At 67.9% G+C, this 14,831-nt stretch carries 14 protein-coding genes and 2 pseudogenes; 6 read left to right on the top strand and 10 right to left on the bottom strand.

What is annotated here, in order from left to right; all coding sequences use genetic code 11:
• The 6 genes from AOZ13_RS10685 to AOZ13_RS10660 form a co-directional block, all read right to left on the bottom strand.
• Positions 1-873: cytochrome c oxidase subunit II (locus AOZ13_RS10685; RefSeq protein ID WP_049934076.1), on the bottom strand; the 873-nt coding region annotated here is incomplete at its 3' end.
• Positions 866-2,605, bottom strand: coding sequence for a cytochrome c oxidase subunit I (locus tag AOZ13_RS10680; RefSeq protein WP_020221717.1), 1,740 nt, complete (start codon positions 2,603-2,605; stop codon positions 866-868). The genes AOZ13_RS10680 and AOZ13_RS10685, both read right to left, overlap by 8 nt.
• A complete protein-coding gene (locus AOZ13_RS10675) occupies positions 2,602-3,342 on the bottom strand; it encodes a plastocyanin/azurin family copper-binding protein (protein WP_148286726.1) in 741 nt (246 codons plus the stop codon). The genes AOZ13_RS10680 and AOZ13_RS10675 overlap by 4 nt, the downstream gene beginning before the upstream one ends.
• Before the next feature lie 117 nt (positions 3,343-3,459).
• Positions 3,460-4,035 carry a helix-turn-helix domain-containing protein gene (locus tag AOZ13_RS15045; protein WP_020221715.1) on the bottom strand — a complete coding sequence of 192 codons (576 nt, stop codon included), beginning with the start codon at positions 4,033-4,035 and terminating at the stop codon, positions 3,460-3,462.
• The gene (locus AOZ13_RS10665; protein WP_020221714.1) at positions 4,032-4,337 is read right to left on the bottom strand and encodes a hypothetical protein; all 306 of its coding nucleotides are present in this window, start codon (positions 4,335-4,337) and stop codon (positions 4,032-4,034) included. Before AOZ13_RS10665 ends, AOZ13_RS15045 begins: the two co-directional genes overlap by 4 nt.
• A gap of 108 nt (positions 4,338-4,445) precedes the next feature.
• On the bottom strand, positions 4,446-4,862 hold the full coding sequence (locus AOZ13_RS10660; RefSeq protein WP_020221713.1) for a hypothetical protein: 417 nt from the start codon (positions 4,860-4,862) through the stop codon (positions 4,446-4,448).
• Positions 4,863-4,946: 84 nt separating this feature from the next.
• Here AOZ13_RS10660 and AOZ13_RS10655 point away from each other — a divergent pair, with 84 nt between their 5' ends.
• From AOZ13_RS10655 to AOZ13_RS10645, 3 genes are all read left to right on the top strand, one after another.
• A complete protein-coding gene (locus AOZ13_RS10655; RefSeq protein ID WP_020221712.1) occupies positions 4,947-5,267 on the top strand; it encodes a hypothetical protein in 321 nt (106 codons plus the stop codon).
• A gap of 87 nt (positions 5,268-5,354) precedes the next feature.
• On the top strand, positions 5,355-7,205 hold the full coding sequence (locus AOZ13_RS10650; protein WP_020221711.1) for a UvrD-helicase domain-containing protein: 1,851 nt from the start codon (positions 5,355-5,357) through the stop codon (positions 7,203-7,205).
• On the top strand, positions 7,206-8,390 hold the full coding sequence (locus AOZ13_RS10645; RefSeq protein ID WP_021780561.1) for a M24 family metallopeptidase: 1,185 nt from the start codon (positions 7,206-7,208) through the stop codon (positions 8,388-8,390).
• 6 nt (positions 8,391-8,396) lie between these two features.
• Here AOZ13_RS10645 and AOZ13_RS10640 read toward each other — a convergent pair whose 3' ends face one another.
• On the bottom strand, positions 8,397-8,627 hold the full coding sequence (locus AOZ13_RS10640; RefSeq protein WP_049934074.1) for a DUF7533 family protein: 231 nt from the start codon (positions 8,625-8,627) through the stop codon (positions 8,397-8,399).
• A gap of 82 nt (positions 8,628-8,709) precedes the next feature.
• On the opposite strand from AOZ13_RS10640, the gene AOZ13_RS10635 reads away from it, so the two are divergent.
• Positions 8,710-9,312 carry a riboflavin synthase gene (locus tag AOZ13_RS10635; RefSeq protein WP_020221080.1) on the top strand — a complete coding sequence of 201 codons (603 nt, stop codon included), beginning with the start codon at positions 8,710-8,712 and terminating at the stop codon, positions 9,310-9,312.
• On the opposite strand, the pseudogene AOZ13_RS15755 reads toward AOZ13_RS10635, so the two are convergent.
• Positions 9,309-10,459: pseudogene (locus tag AOZ13_RS15755) on the bottom strand (PrsW family glutamic-type intramembrane protease). The gene AOZ13_RS10635 and the pseudogene AOZ13_RS15755 sit on opposite strands and share 4 nt — an antisense overlap.
• A gap of 84 nt (positions 10,460-10,543) precedes the next feature.
• On the opposite strand from AOZ13_RS15755, the gene AOZ13_RS10625 reads away from it, so the two are divergent.
• Positions 10,544-10,921: a DUF7532 family protein gene (locus AOZ13_RS10625; RefSeq protein ID WP_020221082.1), complete on the top strand. Its 378-nt coding sequence runs from the start codon at positions 10,544-10,546 to the stop codon at positions 10,919-10,921.
• Positions 10,918-12,335: pseudogene (locus AOZ13_RS10620) on the top strand (DUF402 domain-containing protein). The gene AOZ13_RS10625 and the pseudogene AOZ13_RS10620 overlap by 4 nt, the downstream one beginning before the upstream one ends.
• 413 nt (positions 12,336-12,748) lie before the next feature.
• Here the strand turns inward: AOZ13_RS10620 and AOZ13_RS10615 are convergent.
• Positions 12,749-13,129 carry a NifU family protein gene (locus tag AOZ13_RS10615; protein ID WP_020221083.1) on the bottom strand — a complete coding sequence of 127 codons (381 nt, stop codon included), beginning with the start codon at positions 13,127-13,129 and terminating at the stop codon, positions 12,749-12,751.
• A 325-nt stretch (positions 13,130-13,454) separates the two neighbouring features.
• Positions 13,455-14,666, bottom strand: a complete 1,212-nt coding sequence (locus tag AOZ13_RS10610) for an orc1/cdc6 family replication initiation protein (RefSeq protein WP_021780555.1) — start codon at positions 14,664-14,666, stop codon at positions 13,455-13,457.
• Positions 14,667-14,831: the final 165 nt, after the last annotated feature.

Raw genomic sequence — 14,831 nt, 5'->3', positions numbered from 1 at the left:
TTCTCCGCCGCCCCTCGCTTCGCTCGGCGCGACGCTGCTCACGTCCTGCGTCTTTCGGCTCCCGCCGTCCGCGAACGGGACGGTGTAGCCGTGGCTGTGCGCCCACGAGACGTATTTGTCCTTCGGCATGACGATCAGTGTCGCCGTCATCTTCGAGTGGCCGGCGCCGCAGAGCTCCGCGCAGTTGATCTGGTACCGGCCGGGTTCCTGCACGTCGAGCCACGTCGTCGTCACCGAGCCGGGGACGGCGTCCTTCTTGACGCCGAGTTCCTCGACCGCCCACGAGTGATCGACGTCCGCCGACGTGACGCGGACGGACAGCATCGTGTTCGCGGGGACGCGGACCTTCCCGGTTTCGGTGGTGTTCACGCCCTCGACGTGCGTCCGCCAGACCCACTGCGAGCCGACGACGCTCATGTCGAGCTGGTCGTGGGTGTTGTAGCGCTGCATGGCGTCCTGCGCGCCCATCTGGTCGGTGTGCGAGAGCGCCGTCCCGGCGTACATGAACGTCACGACCATGATGACGGCGACGCCGATCAACAGCAGGCGGAAGGTGTTCGCTCCCCACCGGGGTTCGAGTTCGCGCGCCGCCTCGACGCGGCCCGCGAAGTACCGATAGGAGAGGTAGAGCAGGACGCACATCGTGAGTCCGCCGAAGACGAGCGCGATGAGGGTGTCCGTCCCGTAGAGCTGGGAGACGAGGCCGATCCGCACGCCCGGCGGGTCGGCGGCGCGCTCGAACTGCTCGCGCATGTCCCACGCGTAGCTGAGGAGGAACGCGGCGACCGGCACCGCGAGCACGAGGAACCAGAGCCACCCCCTGTCGTTCCCGTCGAGTTCGATCGGTCCGTCCGACGGATCGCGCTCACTCACCGTCGCTCACCTCCGAGTCCGCGTCGCCGCCGTCCGGAAGCGGTTCGTCGCCGCCGTCCGCGGCCGCGACGCCGTCGTCCACTCCGCTCCGCCCATCGCCGCCCTGCTCGTACGGGACGTTGTCGGGCGTTGGCACCTCGTAGGGGAGTCCGTTCCACTCGGGCGAGGGCATCCCCTGCCCCTCGAGGAGGTCGCTCCACGGGTTCTCGACTTCGGCGCCGTACTTCAGGCTCCAGAGGAGGTTCGCGGCTAGCACGACCTGCGCGATGCCGAGCACGTACGCGAAGGCGGTCGTCCAGATCTGGAGGTTCTGCAGGCCGGACGCGTACGTGTACGTCGCGTACCGGCGCATCATCGGGACGGCCCGCGTCCCCATCGTGTCCATGAGCGTGAAGACGACGGGCGCGCAGACGATGGTGAGCGCGGCGTGGACCTTCGCGAGGCGCTCCGAGTACATCCGCCCAGTCATGAGCGGGTAGTAGTAGTAGAGCGCGGCGAAGAAGCCCATGATGGCGACGCCGAACAGGGTGAAGTGGAAGTGCCCGACGATGAACCACGTCGAGTGGATGAGGACGTCCACGGGCGTCTGACTCATGATGATGCCGTCCATCCCCGAGTAGAGGAGCATGAACAGCATCCCGATGCTGAACAGCATGGGGGCCTTGAGGTGGATGCGTCCGCCCCACATCATCGCCAGCATCGCGAAGATGTAGACGGCGAACGCGATCGGGATCGCCATCGAGAAGAACATGTACAGGTACCGGATCTGCCCGAGACCGGTGATGTACATGTGGTGGGCCCACACCATCCCGGACATGAGCGTGATGCCGGTGATCGCGTAGACGATGGAGCGATAGCCGTAGATCGGGCGTTCGCTGAATCGCGGGACGATCTCGCCGGCGATCGCGAGGAACGGCATCGCGACGAAGTAGACCTCCGGGTGGCCGAACAGCCAGAAGAGCCACTGCCAGAGGAGGGGCGCGCCGCCCGTCCGGGCGTCGAAGAGGCCCATCCCGATGACGTGCTGGAGGTAGTCGAAGGCGACGCCGACCATCAGCCACGGGAGCTCGTAGAGACCCAAGAGCGGAGTGAAGATCCCGAGTCCCCACGCGCCGAGGGGGAGGTCGAATAGCCCGAGGCTGGGATCGCGCTCGTTCAGCAGGGTCACCATGAAGTTGATCCCGGCGATCGTCGTCGAGATGCCGAGGATGAGCATCGAGAAGACGTAGCTGCTGACGGTGACGCGCGCGAATCGCGAGACGAGCGGCGGGTAGGCGAACCAGCCGCCGTTGAACGGGAGCGGGGTCAGCCCGAGCGCGTTCCCGACGACGGGGAACCAGAGCATGACGCCGCCCCAGAAGACGAGCCAGCCGGAGAGGGCGTTCAGCCGCGGGAACGCCATCTCGTCCAGCCCGAGGTAGTGCGGGAGGAGGTAGTTCGAGAACACGCCGCCCGCGGGCACGGCGACGAGGAAGATCATCGTCAGCCCGTGCAGCGAGACGAGCGCGTTGTACCCGTTCAGGTTGAACAGCGGTCCGTACGCCGGAGTGAGCAACTCGGTGCGAAAGAGCATCGCGAGCGCCCCGCCCATGAGGAACCAGAAGACGGCGAGCCAGAGGTAGATGATGCCCACGTCCTCGTGGCTCGTCGTGCACAGCCAGCGCCGCCAGCCGGACGGCTCGTGACCGCCGTCGTCGTGCGCGGCCCCGTCGTCCGCGTGCCCGGCGCTCACTGGCCGCTCACCTGATTTTTGATCGTCTTCCGAATCGTTCGGAGGTGTGCGTCGAAGGAATCGCTGAACATCGGCTTCGGCGCCTTCGTCATGGCCGGACTCCACCCGGGGTCGTTCGGGCCGACGTCGCCGACGACGACGGCGCCGACCATCCCGAAGAACATGTGGTCCTCACACATGTACAGGTAGACCCCGCTCGGGAATTTCGGCGCCTCGAAGGTGAGCTTGTAGGGGCCCTGAAACCCGCCGTTCGGCCGTTCGCCGTTCAGGTGCGTCTGGAGGTCTCCCCGGAGCGCGTTCTCGTCCTTCCACGGGCCGACGCCCGCGATGACGCCGGAGTCGAACGGCGCGGAGCCTTTCGGTGTGAACTGCGGCTTCTCGTTGCCCTTGTTCATCGACGTGATCGTGTGCGAGACGCGCTTCGACGAGCCGTTCGCCGTGTGCTTCCACGTCACCGTCGCGCCCGGCTCGACCCAGAGCACGGACGGCATGTAGCCGAAGCCGTTGCCCTCGTCGCCGTCGATGGCGACCATGCGAACCGTGTGCTCCGACTTGAGGTCGTCGGGACCGCCGACCACCCGCGGGATGTCGACCTGCTCGGACATCCGCGCGATGGAATCCTGCCCCGGTGCGACGTTCGCCGTGCCCGTACAACCCGCCAGTGCCGTCGACCCGAGACCCACCGCCGCTCCCACCCGCTTGAGGAAGCGACGCCGACCCGTCAGGTGCGGTGCCATCGGTGCATCACCACCGCGAGTGTACGACCGGTATCGACTTAATCCGACAGGATAGTTTACTGATGTGTAATGCGTGAGGTGGCCGATTCCGACGCCACACGGACCGATGTGGTGGGCCTAGACGGCGTTTTCCGGTCCCCCTCCGGCTGTCTCGCTGCTCTCCCGCAGATACGCCGAACCCTGTCCGGTCAGCTGATACTTCCCCCGGTCGACGCGCTCGACGTAGCCGGCGTCGGCGAGCTTCGAGAGACGGCGGTTCACCTCCGAGCGCGAGTAGTCGAGGTTGAGCGCGATGATCGCGGGCGTGAGGACGAGTTCGGACGAGTGGAAGAGGCTGAGGATGCGGTCGTCGAGGGCGGTCATCCACGGCTCGTGGCGTCGGACGTCGACCGGGTCGCTCGCGACGAGCGCGGCCCAGTCCGTCGAGTGCCTGCTCGCGTCCACGAAGCCCGCCAGCCCGACCACGATGATCGAGAGGATGACCGCGTGGAGCGCGTGCGCGACCGGCGAGCCGATGAGGTACTCGGAGACCGGCTCGCCGATCGCGAACGCGAAGACCCCGAACGTCGTGACGAGGATCGGCCACCGGTAGTCGGGATGATCGAGTTCCGCGATCAGGAGGTACGCGAGCCCGATCGCGCTCGCGAGACACATCGCGACCTTGTACGCGTGGAACGCGCCGAACGGGGTCACCGAGACCACACCCCGACGAGCCCGTCATCGACGTGCACTTGGAAGTACACCATCACGAGCACGAAGCCGGTCATCGTCGTGTACGTCGCGGCCTCGACGAACTCGATGTCGACGGAGCGTGTCGAATACACGAGCAACAGGAGATGATAGAGCGCGAGTCCGACGAAGAGCAGTGTGAGCGCGGCGATCGGCCGCTCGAGGGGCGTCCGCCTGACCGCCCGGAGCGCGAACCCCCCCGCGATCACGCCCGCCGACGAGACGACGAGCGCCAATCCGATGGCCAGCCCCGCGATGTCACCCATATCCTCCCCCTTCTCGATACGACTACGAAAACCACCCTTATTATTCCGTACTATCAGAGGTCTAATATTTCGGTCCGCCGAAACGGACGCCCGCGCCGGATCGATCCCCTACCCGTCCGCGTACTGCTCGTAGAGCAGGCTCCCGAGACCGGTGGCGTCGCGGACCTCCGTCGTGTCGTCGCGCGCCGCGGTCCCGCCGACGACGCCCGCGTCCTCCATCTCGCTGACGCGACGCTCGATCTCCGCTTGGACGTCGCTCAACAGCGCGTCCGGGACGTCCGCGATGTCCTCGGGATCGTCGAGCGACTCCTCGCGGACGACGCGCCACTCGCGGACCGTCGGGTCGTAGTCGACGGCGCGCAGGCCGCTCCCCGTGACGAACACGATCGCGGTGATCAGTTGCGTCTCGCGCTCGGGGTAGTGGAAGGCGTTGACGGGCCGGACGTCGACGAAACGGTCGGAGGCCGAGAGCGCCAGCACCTCGTCGTGCGAGAGCGGACGCGCCGGCAGCGAGTCGAAGGCCATACGCGCCTTCGGCGCTCGACGCTCAAGCCTCGTTCGGAACGCGCGGACGCCAACATTCAAGCGTCGTCCGGACGCCCACGTCGCATGAGCAGTCCGCTCGACACCACGATCCGCGTCGGCGAGATCCGCGCCGCCGAACCGTTCGAGGAGGCGCGCAAGCCCGAACTCCTGAAGCTCGAAATCGACCTCGGCGACGCGGTCGTGCGCTCTGCGGCACAGCTCGGCTACAACCACGATCCCGACGGGATCGTCGGCCGGCAGGTGCTCTGTGCGACGGACCTCGGCACCGTGAACATCGCGGGCTTCGAGTCGGAGGCGCTCACGCTCGGCGTCCCGGACGCGGACGACCACCCGATGCTCGTCGGTCCCGATCGGGACGTGCCGCTCGGCGGGGAACTCTACTGAACCGCCGACCGACCGGTCGCGTCCCTGCCGTTCCTCCGCCGTCGAAAGTCACGTCGCTTATAGGCTCGTAGGTCCTGTACGTGTGTAATGAGTCAGTCGGAGCCACAGGTCACGCGCCTGTTCGGCGGGCCCGGCAGTGGGAAGACGACCGCGCTCCTCGACCGCGTCGAGGGGATCCTCGAGGACGACGACGTCGAGATACGGGACGTCCTCGTGGTCTCATACACGCGCGCAGCCGCCGCGGAGGTTCGCGAGCGGCTGGCCGAGCGCCTCGACGTGAGCCCCCGCTCGCTTCGCGGGAACGTCTCGACGATGCACGCGAAGGCCTACGAGCTCCTGAACCTCTCGCGCGGCGACGTCGTCGGTGAGGACGACAAGGAGGCCTTCTGCGATGACTACGGCATCCCCTACGAGGACGAGTACGCGTCGGGGTCGCGGCGCACGGCGCGCTCGACGACGCTCGGCAACAAGGTCATCGCGACGAGCCAGTGGCTCCAGCGCACCGGGCGGGACGTCGCCGACTGGTACGACGTGCCGTTCCGCTGGGACGAGGAGGAGATCCGTCTGCCGCCGGAGATCGACGACAACGCGCAGGTCGGCAACAAGTACACCCCGACGTGGCCGTCGAGCGACGACCGCTACGACGTCCCCGAATCCATCCGCGCGTGGCGGGCCTACAAGGGCGAGCACGAACTGGTCGGCTTCGCGGACATGCTCGAACGCGTCGAGCAGCGCTCGCTCGTCCCGAACGTCGACCACCTCGTCATCGACGAGTTTCAGGACATCACGAGCCTCCAGTATCAGGTCTATCAGGAGTGGAAGCCACACATGGACACCGTGCTCATCGCGGGCGACGACGATCAGGTCGTCTACGCGTGGCAGGGCGCCGATCCCGACCTCCTCCTCGACACCGAGGTGACGGAGAACGTCGTCCTCCCGAACTCCTATCGGCTCCCCTCGGAGGTGCTGAAGATCGTCCAGCAGGAGGTCGGGCACATCAAGAACCGACAGGAGAAGGATCTGAACCCGCGCAAGGAGGGCGGCTCCGTCGAGGCCGTCGACTCGCCGTCGATGCTCGACCTCGTGCGCAACGTCCGCCGGACGATCCAGACCACCGACGAGACGGTGATGATCCTCTTCCGCGCGCGCTATCAGCTCTTCGACTTCGTGGACGAGTTCATCACCGAAGGGATCCCCTTCAAGGCGCTCACCGATCAGCGCCTCTGGACGGACCGCCTCCAGCAGTACGTCAATGCGGTCGAGGCCATCGACGCGGGCGAGCCCGTCACCGGACTGCAGGCCCGCCGGCTGATGGACATGCTGCAGGACTCTGCGTTCGGGACGAACGACCGGAGCGACTTCCGCGACGAGATCGACGCGCGACGCGCGGCGGAAGGCGAGGGCGAGGATGACGCCCCGCTCGACGAGCTCGAGTTCAGCCCCGAGTTCATCCGCAACTGGGTGCCCTTCGTCCCCGCACCCGGCGCCGCCGCGGACATGCTGCGGAAGGTGACGCGCTATCAGCGCCGCTCCATCGACGCCTACTTCCAAGGCGACTATCGGGGCATGGACGCCGATCGCGTCCGCGTCGGCACCATCCACTCCGCGAAGGGCCGCGAGGCCGATCACGTCTTCCTCGCGACCGACCTCACGGAGAAGGTCGTCGAGCAGATGGCGGCCACCGCCGACCCCGACGACCTCCCCGAGGGCGTCGACGAGTTCACCCGGCAGAGCGATCCCGTCCCCGTCCTGACGGACAACGAGCGCCGCGTCTTCTACGTCGGGATGTCGCGGGCCCGCGAACGCCTCGTCCTCATGCAGAACCTCGTGACGGGCGCGCCGACGCTCCCGCTCGACGTGCTGCTCTACGGCGAGCCGACCGGGGAGACGCTCGCGGACGCGCTGTCGAAGGCGGCCGCACCCATCTCGATCAACTAGATGGGCGGGCGGGCCGCGACGCACCTCGCGGACGCCATCGCGGAGCGCGGAGCGACCGCGTTCGTCCACGTCGGCGACCGAAACGACGCGACGCTGCGCTATCTGGCCGGGCCCGCGCTCCCCGATCGTCCGAGCGCCTACGTGCGGACCGCCACCGGCGAGCGCGTGCTCTGTCCGCCACCCGGCGCGGCGAACGCCGCGCGCGAAGCGTTCGACGGCGAAATCGCGAGCGCGGACTCACTCGGCGCGAGCGCCCCCGGCGAGCGCGCCGCGGCGGTTCTCGACGCGCGCGGAGCGGACGGAGACGAGACGGCGAAGGCGGTGCTGACGACGGCGGCGATCCCACACGCGGCCGCGCTCTACCTCGAACGCGCCGGGTACGACGTGGCCTCGACGGACGCGCTCGCGGCGGCGCGCGCGCTGAAGACGGAGGCGGAGATCGAGCGCCTGCGCGCCGTTCAGACCGCCGCGACGACGGGCGTGCGTCGCGCCGAGACGCTACTCGCGGACGCGTCGCGAGACGGCGACGGCCGAACGCTCGTACACGGGGGGGAGCCGTTGACGACCGGCAGACTGCGGCGAGCGGTGAACGCCGCGCTGGCGGGAGCGGGCGTCGAGCCCGCGGGGAACACGCTCGTCGCGGCGGGCGCGACGTGGCGCGATCCCGCGCGGGAGGGCGATCCCGTCCCCATCGCGGCCGGCGATCCCGTCCTCGTCGATCTCGCGCCGCGCGACGCGACCGGCTATCACGGTCGGCTGGCGCGGACGTTCGTCGTCGACACCGAGGGCGGATGGGATCGGCGCGCGCACCTCGCGGCGACGCGGGCGCGCGAAGCCGGACTCGCCGAACTCGAAGCCGGGACGCCCGCGAGTCGGGTCCACGAGGAGACGGCGGCGGAGATCGTCGCGTACGGCTTCGACGCCGCGGGCGACACCCGAACGAACGGATCGCGGGGATCGCGGGCGCTCGGCCACGGCGTCGGTCTCGAACGCCGCGAAGGGCCGTCGCTGACGGCCACGAGTGACCTCGCCGCCGGCCACGTCGTCGCGCTCGCGCCGACGGTGTTCGACGCGGCGGAGGGCGGCGGGGTCCGCATCGCCGACACCGCGGTCGTCACCACCGACGGATACGAACTGTTGGCCGACTACTCGACGACGCTGTCGCCGACGGCGGAGCCGCAGTAGCCGAAACTACTTCTCGTCAGGGTCGCGCGCGATGGTGCCGACGACCCGCTCGGCCGCCGTGACGGCGAGGTCGTCCGGCGTCAGGACGTATCGCTCGACGCCGAGGACGAGCGCCGCGAGCGCGAGGAAGAGGAGCGCGATCGGTTCACCCGCGAGCGCGTACCGCGCGCCGAGGGTGAGCAGCGGCGCGCAGAAGGCGAGCGTGACGACGAAGGAGAGCTGCGAGAGGATCCCCATCGGCGGGACGAACGACTCCGAACGGGGTAGGCGTTGCGCCGACATCGATGCCATTTTCGTTACGCATACCGGATTCGGGAGTATGTTCACGGGGATCGTCGAGACGACGGGACGCGTCGCCGACGTCACGCGAAACGACGAGGGGCGGCGGCTCCGCATCGAGACGGAAGGGATCGGCGGCTTCAGTCGCGGACAGAGTATCGCCGTCGATGGCGTGTGCTTGACCGTCGAGGAGCGCGGGGAAACGGAAGATGGCGAGTGGTTCGACGCCTTCCTCGCCGCGGAGACCGTCGCGCGGACGAGCCTCGACGAGCGCGCGGTCGGCGACGGCGTGAGCCTCGAACGCGCGCTCCCGGCGGACGGGCGCTTCGACGGTCACGTCGTACAGGGCCACGTCGACACCACGACCGAGGTCGTCGGCGTCGAACGGATCGGTGAGGACTATCGCTACACGTTCGCGCTCCCCGGCGGATACGAGCGCTACGTCGCGGAGAAGGGTTCGATCGCACTCGACGGCGTGAGCCTCACAGTGGCGAGCGTCGACGACGACGCCGGGACGTTCGACATCGCCATCATTCCGACGACGCGCGCGGAGACGACACTCGACGAACGCGAACCGGGCGACGCCGTCAACGTCGAGGTGGACGTCGTCGCGAAGTACGTCGAGCGTCTCGAGACGTACTAGGAGTCGTCGGCGACGGACTCGTCCGCGGACTCCGGATCGGCGAACGGGTCGTCTGACTCGTTCGCGTCGATCGGGTCGTCTGACTCGTTCGTCTCGGCCGCGTCGGCCTCCGTGTCCGTCTCGGCCGCGTCGTCCTCCGTGTCCGTCTCGGCCGCGTCACCTACGCCGCTGGCATCGAGATCGCGGTACGTGTCTCGATAGCGCGCGAGCTTCCGATAGAGGATCCAGAGGAAGAAGCCGTCGTAGACGAAGACGAAGCCGATGAAGAGCAGCGTCCCCCAGTTCGCGACGAGGCTCGGCCCGAAGACGAGCGAGAGGACGGGATCCATGTAGGTCACGACGGTGTCGTAGGTGGCGTGGATGGCCGCGGCGATGAGGAGACCCTTGACGACGATGGGACCGCGGTTCTCCGGATTGAACTTCGCGAGACCGAGGTAGTAGCCGGAGAACGCCGTGTAGATGACGTGGCCCGGGCCGCGAACGTGCGGAGCGTCGCCGTCTGGAGGGCCTGCCCGAGGGCGGCCTGCAGGGTCGCGCTGTCCGTCGCGCTCAGGAACTGGCTCGTGATGTAAATCGTGTTCTCGATGGTGGCGAAGCCGAGACCGGCGGCCGCGCCGTACACCGCACCGTCGACGACGGCGTCGAACCTCTCGGTGCGGTAGGCGTAGAGGCGCACCGCGAGCCACTTCACCGTCTCCTCGATGGGACCGACGACGACGAAGAAGAAGAGGACCATGCCGACCACCGGGATCACCGTGACGACGTTCTTCAGGACGGTGTTGAGCACGGACGCGAAGCCGGCGAAGAGGAAGCCGAGCACGAACGTCCCGACGAGCATCGTCAGCGGTTCGCGCATCGTCACGTCCATCCGCCAGACGGAGAAGACGAGCACCGCGGCCGGTACGATGGAGAAGAAGACGTAGACGCCGAGGAGCGGGTTGTGGAACGCCGCCACGCCGACGATCAGAAACTGCGCGGCGAGGATGAGGACGGCGAGCGCGACGACCGTCCACCGGCTCCCGGCCGCGAGCCAGCCGTGTACCCGAGTCGCGAAGCGATCGAGGGGGGTGCGCTCCTCCCACGACGCCACGTCGTAGAGGTCGCGCCCATCGGTGACTCGCTGGATCGGATCTCGTTTCTGCGGCATGAGAGCGAGTACAGATGCGTCAGGCTAAGGTCTTCGGGCGAGGAGAGCGACGTTTTTTCATTCGCACGCGCGTAGGCATCGAATATGCTCTTCGACCAGCGGACCCGGCACGCACTCCGCGACGCCGGGCTGTCGGCAGCGGAACTCCGCGACGTCGAGCGTGAAGTCACGCGCGAAGCGCGCGCCACCGCCGACGAAGTATCGTCCTTCTTCGACGAACGCGAGTCGGTCTACTCCGATATGGACCAGACGCACTCGAACGAGACGTATCCCGCACACGACGTCGACTACTGCGATCTCTTCACGCACAGTCAGGACGTCCGCGGGTTCCTCCGCTTCGACTCGTGGGGCGTCTACGTCGAGGGCGCGCGCGTCCTCGACGACGATATCGTCGAACTCGAACTCGGGCCGACCGTCCACGACCGCGTGCGGTTCGCGACGACGCGGGACGCGCTCGAATGACGCGCGCACGCATCCGCGGCATCTACGCCACCGCGCTCACCGCCGTGTGCCTCGACGCCGACCACGCGGTCGTGCAGGCCTCCGAGCCGATCCGCGAGCGCTTCGACGCGGGCTTTCCCGACGAACCCGCGGACGTCGCCGTCGAGACGACGGCCGACCGACAGGGCGTCGGACTCTCCGGGTCGTCGGCCGCCGTCGCGGCGATCCGCGATCGCTGTCTCGACGTCGGCGACGACGCGCTCGACTGGGACGATCCCGTCCCGGCGGGTGCCGTGTTCGACGCCCGCGTGACGGAAACAACGGGCGGCGGTGCCGTCCTCGACCTCGGCGCGGACGGAGAAGCGTACCTTCCGTTCGACGCCGCGGACGGCTACGTCGAGACGGGTGACACGCTCCGCGTGCAGGTTCGCGACCCGGCGCCGCCGTGGCTCGACGGCCGCGCGACCGTCGGAACGGCGCTTCGGACGCCCGGCGTCGGTGCGCTCGCCGAACTCGAGGAGGGAGACACGCTCGTTGCGGCGACGCCGGACGGCACCGCCGAACACGAACTCGTCCAGACGACGGAGATGCTGAACGTCGAGCTTCCCGACGGCTGGGCGGTTCGATGGGGACGCGCCGCGGACGGCGCCTCGTTCGCGACGCTCCGCGAAGCCCTCGACGACGCCGTCGAGCGCGTCGAGACGCTGGAAGCCGCCATCGACGACGCGGGCGACGTCGACGCCCCGCGTGCGGTGTATCGACCGATCGAGACGGCGTGGATCTGGTTCGGCCGCGGCGCGCGCTTCGCGCTCGACGACGTTCGGAGCGAGGTGACGGCGACGATGCCGGGCCACCACCGAACGAAGGCCGCGACGCCGGCCGCGAGCACCGCCGTGGACTTCGCGGAGGCCGTCGGCGTCGATACTGAGGGCTTTCCCTTCGCCGCGGTAGCGTCCGCGTTCGGACCGCACGAGGGCGATTCGCTCGCCATCGAGCACGGAAAGCCGAGCGGGCGGCTCGTCACGCTCGGCACCGGGACGGTCACGAGCTGCGAGCCGGCCGAGGGGAAGCTGACGCTCGAACGCGAGATGCACCCCGGGGGGACCTACGACGCCTCGGGACCGAGCGCGAGACCGGCGACGTCGCGATCACGCGCTTCACCGAGGGGCGCGAGTGGTACGCGACCGGCTACGAGGCCGAAGACGGCACGAACAAGGGGACCTACGTGAACGTCTCGACACCCGTCGAGCTGTTCCCGGACGCGATCCGGTACGTCGACTTGCAGGTGGACGTCGTGAAGTATCCGGACGGGACGGTCGAGGTCGTCGACGAGGACGAACTGGAGGCGGACGTCACCGACGGACACGTCCCACGCGCGCTCGCGGACCGCGCGCTCGACGTCGCCGAGCGACTGGCGAGTGGGCTACGGAAGTAGCGGACGGAGGAATGGCGAACAGACGACGGGAGGTGTGTCCCGCGGGCGGCCCATCGACGGTTTCGCTTCGGCCGCGCCGCGGCGAGTAGTCAACGCATACCCGCGGTTGGTCGCGTGATCGGACTTGAAGTGTGGTGACAGGGCGAGAACCACGAGACACGCGTCCGCGACCCGAGCGATCCGAGGACCCGGAAGGGTCGGGGTTCACTCGCCCTACGGGCGAGTCCCAAGACCCACCGGAGGTCACGCGAGCGGAGCGAGTGTGACCAAGGAGGAGCTACGCTCCGACTGAGGTGGGTCGCTGGGCTTTTGCGTGCGAGACGACGAGCCGTCTCGCTGCATAGGAAGAAGCGCTGCTTCTTCCGATGATGGAGCTTTTGCAAGCGCGCAGAGCGCGCGCTGCAAAAGGTCCGTTAGAAGTGCATTCCGTCGGAGTTCGGGCTGCCCTCGCCGCGGCCGCCGCGCCCGCCCTCGTTCCGGTCGACGCCCATGTAGCTCTCCGCCTGTCCGGTCGTCCAGTCGGAGCCGGAGTCGTCGGAGAATCGGACGGTGACGTCGGTGACGGCCTCGAAGTCGTCGGCGAGCGACGTCTTGATGCGGTGGGCGGTGCGAGGACTGATTCCGCACCCGGAGCACGCGCCGCCGAGTTCGATGACGACTTCGCCGGTGTCGCGATCGGCCTTCCGAACGGCGGATTCGCCGCCGTGCATCCGAATGATCGGCATCTGGGCCGTGAGCCACCGCTCGACGCGCCCGTGGAAGTCCTCGCCGTTCGCCTCGCTGGCCTCGCTCATGGGACGAGATACGGCCGCACGCGTGAAAGGGTTCGGGTTTCCGGCGTTCTCGGCGTCGGACCGGGATCGCCGAACGGACCCCCACACACCAGATGTCGTGAGTTCTCGCGTCGCGAGCGATGCACGGACTGGAGGATCGCCGTGAACGGCGGCGCTGGAAACGCGCGCGAGAGGACACCCCCACACCAGATGTCGCGAGTTGTCCGTCTCGGTCTCGGGCCACGGTACGGAGAGCCATCGGACGACCGGCCTCGTCATCTCGGAGGGAAAACCGCCGGGCTGGACGGCAATCACCGAGCGGTGTCAAAGAGAAACGGATCGGCAGTCACCGAGCGGCGTCGGAGTGAAGCGAGAGATCCGTCTCGGACGTGAGGATGTCCACGACCGGATCCGTCGCCACGGTCGCACGATACTCGTTGTATCGACCGCCCTGTCGACCCTCGTTCGCCTGCGTCTTCGCGGCGAAGCCGAGCATCGCGAGTTCGTCGAGTTGGTCGCGAAACCGATCGAGCGAGAGCGGATCGGAGCCGTTGTGCGTGACGACGCGCTCGTACTGCCGGTAGACGTCCTTCGTTCGCGACGCCGCGTCGGTGCGCTCGGAGAGGTGAACGAGCGCGAGGAGGCTGTACTGGGCGTGGACGGTCTGGTCGCGGATGCGGTCCTCGATGCGACCGCGTTCGAGGTCGTCCTCGGCTTCGTCAACGAGCGATTCGGTGAGGACGCCGTCGCGCTCCTCGGCGAGATCGCCCGCGACCATCAGCAGTTCGAGAGCCTGTCGCGCGCTCCCGCGGTCGCGCGCGGCGATCGCTGCGGTCTTCCGGAGCGCGGCCGCATCGTAGGTGTCCGGACGGAGCGCCTTCGTCGCGCGCTGTTCGAGGATGGCGAAGAGCTGCTCGGCGTCGTACTGACTGAAATTGATCTCGCGCTCGCAGAGCGTGTCCTTGACCTTTGGGGAGAGGTTCTGCCGGAACTGGTAGTCGTTACTAATGCCGATGATGCCGAGCCGGGCGTGGTCGAGGTTCCCGTTCGCCCGCGCTCGCGGGAGCTGATAGAGGAGTCCGTCGTCGCTACCGATGGAGTCGATTTCGTCGAGAGCGATGAGAATGGTACCGCCGATGTCGTCCAGTTCGCGCCACAACATGTTGTAGAGGTCCTGTGGCGCGTGCCCGGTCGCGGAGACCTGATCGTGCGGGCCGCGGATCGCATTCAGCAGGGCGATGAGCGCCTGATAGGAGGTCGTCGAATACTGGCAGTTGACGAGGAGTGTCGTGATTTCGGAATCGACGCTGGGATCTTCGTGGACCTCGGTTTCGAGGACTTCGAGGAGGTACTTCGTGACCGCGGTCTTCCCGACGCCGGTCTTCCCGTAGATGAAGACGTTGTCGGGGTGTGCGCCGTGGCGCGCGGGATTGAGCGCGCTCGCGTAGTCCTGAATTTCGTCGTCGCGTTCGAGAATCTCGTCCGGTTCGTAGTCCTCCTTCAGAACGTCGCGGTTCCGAAAGACGGACTCGAACTCCTCGAACGGACTCTCGGACATACAGAATGTGTTCCTCTCCACACCACATAAGACCTCCGATAGTCTGTATCGTGAGACACACCTCGCGTCGTCTGATCCCGGTCCACCCGATATCGGATCACCAACGCGTTCGGAGGATCGACAATGCACTCGGAGGATCGCCAACGCACTCGGAGGATCGACAAC

The organism is Halarchaeum acidiphilum MH1-52-1 (assembly GCF_000474235.1).
Lineage (GTDB): Archaea > Halobacteriota > Halobacteria > Halobacteriales > Halobacteriaceae > Halarchaeum > Halarchaeum acidiphilum.
Note: the sequence above shows the minus strand (reverse complement) of the source record. Positions and strands in the feature narration are given on the sequence as shown.

What these genes read in the sequence shown, in the direction of transcription:
- AOZ13_RS10625 (WP_020221082.1), top strand. Translation starts at nt 10,544, where the DNA reads ATGCTCTTCGACCAGCGGACCCGGCACGCACTCCGCGACGCCGGGCTG.
- AOZ13_RS10610 (WP_021780555.1), bottom strand. Translation starts at nt 14,666, where the DNA reads ATGTCCGAGAGTCCGTTCGAGGAGTTCGAGTCCGTCTTTCGGAACCGC.
- AOZ13_RS10660 (WP_020221713.1), bottom strand. Translation starts at nt 4,862, where the DNA reads ATGGCCTTCGACTCGCTGCCGGCGCGTCCGCTCTCGCACGACGAGGTG.
- AOZ13_RS10665 (WP_020221714.1), bottom strand. Translation starts at nt 4,337, where the DNA reads ATGGGTGACATCGCGGGGCTGGCCATCGGATTGGCGCTCGTCGTCTCG.
- AOZ13_RS10650 (WP_020221711.1), top strand. Translation starts at nt 5,355, where the DNA reads ATGAGTCAGTCGGAGCCACAGGTCACGCGCCTGTTCGGCGGGCCCGGC.
- AOZ13_RS10655 (WP_020221712.1), top strand. Translation starts at nt 4,947, where the DNA reads ATGAGCAGTCCGCTCGACACCACGATCCGCGTCGGCGAGATCCGCGCC.
- AOZ13_RS10615 (WP_020221083.1), bottom strand. Translation starts at nt 13,129, where the DNA reads ATGAGCGAGGCCAGCGAGGCGAACGGCGAGGACTTCCACGGGCGCGTC.
- AOZ13_RS10645 (WP_021780561.1), top strand. Translation starts at nt 7,206, where the DNA reads ATGGGCGGGCGGGCCGCGACGCACCTCGCGGACGCCATCGCGGAGCGC.
- AOZ13_RS10635 (WP_020221080.1), top strand. Translation starts at nt 8,710, where the DNA reads ATGTTCACGGGGATCGTCGAGACGACGGGACGCGTCGCCGACGTCACG.
- AOZ13_RS10675 (WP_148286726.1), bottom strand. Translation starts at nt 3,342, where the DNA reads ATGGCACCGCACCTGACGGGTCGGCGTCGCTTCCTCAAGCGGGTGGGA.
- AOZ13_RS10640 (WP_049934074.1), bottom strand. Translation starts at nt 8,627, where the DNA reads ATGGGGATCCTCTCGCAGCTCTCCTTCGTCGTCACGCTCGCCTTCTGC.